At 50.4% G+C, this 5,316-nt stretch carries 8 protein-coding genes; all 8 read right to left on the minus strand.

All coding sequences use genetic code 11. The features are described 5' to 3' along the window. Window positions 1-81, minus strand: an 81-nt coding sequence (locus E0L21_RS25330; protein WP_003842260.1) for an elongation factor Tu, incomplete at its 3' end; no start/stop codon positions are given. A gap of 70 nt (window positions 82-151) precedes the next feature. Beyond that, window positions 152-2,266, minus strand: a complete 2,115-nt coding sequence (gene fusA, locus E0L21_RS24435; protein ID WP_131413810.1) for an elongation factor G — start codon at window positions 2,264-2,266, stop codon at window positions 152-154. A gap of 99 nt (window positions 2,267-2,365) precedes the next feature. After that, window positions 2,366-2,836: a 30S ribosomal protein S7 gene (gene rpsG, locus E0L21_RS24440; protein ID WP_007369802.1), complete on the minus strand. Its 471-nt coding sequence runs from the start codon at window positions 2,834-2,836 to the stop codon at window positions 2,366-2,368. Between the two features lie 97 nt (window positions 2,837-2,933). Beyond that, window positions 2,934-3,308, minus strand: coding sequence for a 30S ribosomal protein S12 (gene rpsL, locus E0L21_RS24445; protein ID WP_003023654.1), 375 nt, complete (start codon window positions 3,306-3,308; stop codon window positions 2,934-2,936). A 124-nt stretch (window positions 3,309-3,432) separates the two neighbouring features. Then, window positions 3,433-3,720: a sulfurtransferase complex subunit TusB gene (gene tusB, locus E0L21_RS24450; RefSeq protein ID WP_131413811.1), complete on the minus strand. Its 288-nt coding sequence runs from the start codon at window positions 3,718-3,720 to the stop codon at window positions 3,433-3,435. 7 nt (window positions 3,721-3,727) lie between these two features. Further along, window positions 3,728-4,087, minus strand: coding sequence for a sulfurtransferase complex subunit TusC (gene tusC, locus E0L21_RS24455; RefSeq protein ID WP_131413812.1), 360 nt, complete (start codon window positions 4,085-4,087; stop codon window positions 3,728-3,730). Beyond that, a complete protein-coding gene (gene tusD, locus E0L21_RS24460; protein WP_131413813.1) occupies window positions 4,087-4,473 on the minus strand; it encodes a sulfurtransferase complex subunit TusD in 387 nt (128 codons plus the stop codon). The genes tusC and tusD overlap by 1 nt, the downstream gene beginning before the upstream one ends. Beyond that, the gene (locus tag E0L21_RS24465) at window positions 4,473-5,195 is read right to left on the minus strand and encodes a helix-turn-helix transcriptional regulator (protein WP_017459895.1); all 723 of its coding nucleotides are present in this window, start codon (window positions 5,193-5,195) and stop codon (window positions 4,473-4,475) included. Before E0L21_RS24465 ends, tusD begins: the two co-directional genes overlap by 1 nt. Window positions 5,196-5,316 lie beyond the last annotated feature (121 nt).

Genomic DNA, 5,316 nt, shown 5'->3' on the forward strand with positions numbered 1-5,316 from the left:
AGTAGTTTTACCATGGTCAACGTGGCCGATAGTACCGACGTTGACGTGCGGTTTTGTACGTTCAAATTTTTCTTTAGACACGGCTTTATTCCTTACTATAGTGCTCTCCCTCTTTGGAGAGAGCACGGGACTTTGGTTTTAACCCTGCGGCTTATTTACCACGGGCTTCAATTACGGCCTGAGCAACGTTGTTCGGCGCATCATCATACTTCAGGAATTCCATAGTATATGACGCACGACCTTTGGTCAGAGAACGCAGCTGAGTTGCATATCCAAACATTTCAGACAGCGGAACTTCAGCGTGGATCTTAACGCCAGTAACTTCAGATTCCTGACCGCGCAGCATACCGCGACGACGGCTAAGGTCACCGATTACGTCACCGGTGTTCTCTTCCGGAGTCTCTACTTCAACCTTCATGATCGGCTCAAGCAGAACTGGTTTCGCTTTCTTAAAGCCATCTTTAAAGGCAATAGACGCAGCCAGTTTAAACGCCAGTTCAGAGGAGTCAACGTCGTGGTAAGAACCGAAGTGCAGACGCACACCGAGATCAACTACCGGGTAACCCGCCAGCGGGCCAGATTTCAGCTGTTCCTGGATACCTTTATCAACGGCAGGGATGTATTCGCCAGGAATTACACCACCTTTGATGTCGTTGATGAACTCGTAACCTTTCGGGTTAGAGCCCGGCTCCAGCGGGTACATGTCGATAACAACATGACCGTACTGACCGCGACCACCAGACTGTTTAGCGTGTTTACCTTCGATATCGGTAACTTTCGCGCGAATCGCTTCGCGGTAAGCAACCTGAGGTTTGCCGACGTTCGCTTCAACGTTGAATTCACGTTTCATACGGTCAACGATGATGTCGAGGTGCAGTTCACCCATACCGGCGATAATGGTCTGGTTAGATTCTTCATCAGTCCATACGCGGAATGACGGGTCTTCTTTTGCCAGACGGCCCAGAGCCAGACCCATTTTTTCCTGGTCAGCTTTGGTTTTCGGTTCTACTGCGATGGAAATAACCGGTTCCGGGAATTCCATACGTTCCAGAATGATCGGGTGATCCGGGTTACACAGGGTGTCACCAGTAGTCACGTCTTTCAGACCGATAGCAGCAGCGATGTCGCCCGCGCGGACTTCTTTGATCTCTTCACGTTTGTTAGCGTGCATCTGAACGATACGACCGAAACGCTCACGTGCAGCTTTCACGGAGTTCAGGATGGTATCGCCAGAGTTAACCACACCGGAGTAAACACGGAAGAAGGTCAGGTTACCAACAAACGGGTCGGTAGCGATTTTGAACGCCAGCGCAGAGAACGGCTCTTCATCACTTGCGTGACGCTCAGCCGGAGTATCTTTACCGTCGTCCAGGATGCCTTTGATCGCAGGTACGTCAGTCGGGGACGGCAGGTAATCAACTACCGCATCCAGCATCGCCTGAACACCTTTGTTCTTAAACGCAGAACCGCAAGTTACCAGGATGATTTCATTGTTCAGAACACGCTGACGCAGAGCTTTTTTGATCTCTTCTTCAGTCAGTTCTTCACCACCCAGGTATTTCTCCATCAGCTCTTCAGAAGCTTCAGCAGCGGATTCGATCAGGTTCTGGTGCCATTCTTCAGCCAGGTCCTGCATATCAGCCGGGATATCTTCGTATTCGAAGGTTACACCCTGGTCTGCGTCGTTCCAGTTGATGGCTTTCATTTTCACCAGGTCAACAACACCGGTGAAACCTTCTTCAGCACCAATTGCCAGCTGCAGCGGAACCGGGTTCGCGCCCAGACGGGATTTGATCTGACCAACAACTTTCAGGAAGTTAGCGCCCATGCGGTCCATTTTGTTAACGAACGCGATGCGCGGAACTTTATATTTGTTTGCCTGACGCCATACGGTTTCAGACTGCGGCTGAACACCACCAACGGCACAGTAAACCATTACCGCACCGTCAAGAACACGCATGGAACGTTCTACTTCGATAGTGAAGTCAACGTGCCCCGGGGTGTCGATGATGTTTACGCGATGCGGTTCATACTGCTTCGCCATACCAGACCAGAATGCGGTAGTCGCAGCGGAGGTAATGGTAATACCACGCTCCTGCTCCTGCTCCATCCAGTCCATGGTTGCGGCGCCGTCATGAACTTCACCGATTTTGTGGTTTACACCGGTGTAGAACAGAATACGTTCGGTAGTCGTGGTTTTACCGGCGTCGATGTGCGCACTGATACCAATGTTACGGTAGCGTGCGATGGGTGTTGTACGAGCCATTTGATTCCTCGTTTGTCTCTTTAGGCGTTCAGATTTAAGTTGCCAAACGGCGGGCCACTTGCCAGAAGCGCCCGCCATATGACTAAAACTCCGAAGGGATTACCAACGGTAGTGTGCGAACGCCTTGTTGGCTTCGGCCATACGGTGAACGTCTTCACGTTTCTTAACTGCAGTACCTTTGTTGTCTGCAGCATCAGAAAGTTCGTTCGCCAGGCGCAGAGCCATGGATTTATCACCGCGTTTACGAGCAGCTTCAACGATCCAACGCATTGCCAGAGCATTGCGACGAACCGGACGAACTTCAACCGGAACCTGATAAGTAGAACCACCCACGCGGCGAGACTTAACTTCCACAGTCGGGCGCACGTTTTCGAGAGCTACTTCGAACGCTTCCAGTTCATTTTTACCAGAACGCTGAGCCAGGGTCTCAAGCGCGCTGTATACGATTGCTTCTGCAGTAGATTTTTTACCGTCTACCATCAGGATATTGACAAATTTAGCCAGCAGTTCTGATCCGAACTTCGGATCCGGCAGAATTTTACGCTGACCAATAACACGACGACGTGGCATGGAAATACTCCGTTGTTAATTCAGGATTGTCCAAAACTCTAAGAGTTTAGTTTGACATTAAAGTTAAAACAGTTTGGCCTTACTTAACGGAGAACCATTAAGCCTTAGGACGTTTCACGCCGTATTTGGAGCGAGATTGCTTACGGTCTTTAACACCGGAGCAGTCGAGCGCGCCACGTACAGTGTGGTAACGAACACCCGGGAGGTCTTTTACACGACCGCCACGGATCAGGATCACGGAGTGCTCCTGCAGGTTGTGACCTTCACCACCGATGTAGGAAGTCACTTCAAAACCGTTGGTCAAACGAACACGACATACTTTACGCAGTGCGGAGTTCGGTTTTTTAGGGGTGGTAGTATATACACGAGTACATACGCCACGTTTTTGCGGGCATGCTTCCAGCGCAGGCACGTTGCTTTTTGCAACTTTGCGAGCGCGTGGTTTGCGTACCAGCTGGTTAACTGTTGCCATTAAATAGCTCCTGGTTTTAGCTTTTGCTTCGTAAACACGTAATAAAACGGCCTCATATAATATGAGGACGCAGAATTTTATGGCTGTGCTTAAAAGGTGTCAAGAAATATACAGCGATCACACATTACCAATGCATCTGAACAGCGTTTTTCACCGTCAGGCTAACGAAATCATTATAGCCAACCCTGACAACACTGCTTGAAATTTGACCACCCAGACCACGGGCATCGATATCTTCTTTAAGGACATGCACTGTTATGGGGGCGTTTAGCAATAACTCAACATAGCGCCCGTTTTGCAAGGCCGCCGTTACACCATCTGAAAGCAGCAGCAGATCGTCACCGGGGCGCAGCAAACGGAGCATCGACGCTATATCACACTGCCAGGGAGAGCGGGACAAGGTATGCAGCATAAATGCCTCAAAAGGTCAGAACGACAGTGTAGCTATCAAGTTTTTCGCGCAGCGCATCCGGCTCCAGGCGCTGAGCCGGCAACACGAATGTTGTCTCTTCACCCAATCCACGCTCACGCAGGGAAGCCGCACACAGCCAGCACTGTTCGATGTCATAAAGCGGCAGAACTTTAAACGTCGCGATGTAATCGCGCGCTAATACCGCATCCGGCTGCTGATCGGCTAGCAACTGGAATACGCCATCACCAATAAAAAACACGCCAATATCGTCGGTAAATGCTGAAGTCGCCAACAACGCATCCAGCCCTTCGCGACCAGAAGCGGAACCATGCGGCGCAGAAGTAAATACAAAGGCGATACGTTGCATCAGAATTGCACCACCCGATCGCAAGCGAGCGCGGCTTCCGCCAGCGCGCCAAGGCCGGTCAGTGAAAAACCGGCTTGCAGGTTTGCACCTGACAGCGCCAGCCGTTGTGCTTCGACAGCATCAACAACACCGCGGCGCAGCGCCGCAGCAACGCAGATATGCAGCTCGACATGGTGTTCTTCATGCAGGCGTTGCCAGGCGCGAACCAGGTCAAATTCATCGCTGGCGGGCGCAGTGAGCGCGTTCGCGTTGCTCACCCCTTCGCGATAAAAAAAGACACTGGCTAAGGTATGCCCGGCATCCAGTAGCGCCTGCGCAAACTGATACGCGCTGCTGGCTTGTTGCGTACCATACGCCGGGCCGGTGACCATCAGGGCAAAACGCATTAACGATCCTGTACAGAAAAATCGCCGCTTTTGAACTGGCGGATATAGAGATAAACAGTGTGTTTTGAAATATTGAGGCGGTCGGCGACCTGATTGATAGCATCTTTGATATCGAAGATACCTTTCTCGTAGAGATTCAATACGATCTGGCGATTCTTGGCGTTATTGGAAACATTACGATCGGCATTAACCTCTTCAATAGTGAACTCCAGCGTTTGCATGACCAGATCTTCTACTGAGGAAGCAAAGTTTACTGAAGAGCCAACATCCGGGGTTTCCGGTGGCACAAAAGTGCTCATGATCTGCGAGAACGGCACATCAAGATTCATATTGATGCACAGTAGACCAATTACCCGATGATCGCGGTTACGGATAGCGATAGTGACGGATTTCATCAGCACACCGCTTTTCGCGCGTGTGAAGTAACACTTCGATACGCTGCTGTCGGCGCCGGTCATATCATGCAGCATGCGTAAGGCGAGATCGGTGATGGGCGAGCCAATTTTACGCCCTGTGTGTTCGCCATTGGCGATACGGATTGCGGAACATTTCAAATCTTGCAGAGAGTGCAAAACGATTTCACAGTGGCTACCAATGAGCATCGCTAACCCGTCCACCACCGCTTCATAGGATTTGAGGATATCGAAGTCGGTCTGATCGAAAGGACGTTGATCCAGTAAATCAAGTTCACTGGTTTCGTTGGTTAATAGCGACCTGGACATGAAAAAAAACACTCCTTTTCAGGAGCCTGTCGTTATGTTTTCAGGGCAGGCTCAGTATTTATGTGGGGATATAAATTAATACATCGTAGGTTAAGCTTTCCAGAATTATATCCCTGCTGCA

Source organism: Kosakonia quasisacchari (genome assembly GCF_004331415.1).
Classification (GTDB): domain Bacteria; phylum Pseudomonadota; class Gammaproteobacteria; order Enterobacterales; family Enterobacteriaceae; genus Kosakonia; species Kosakonia quasisacchari.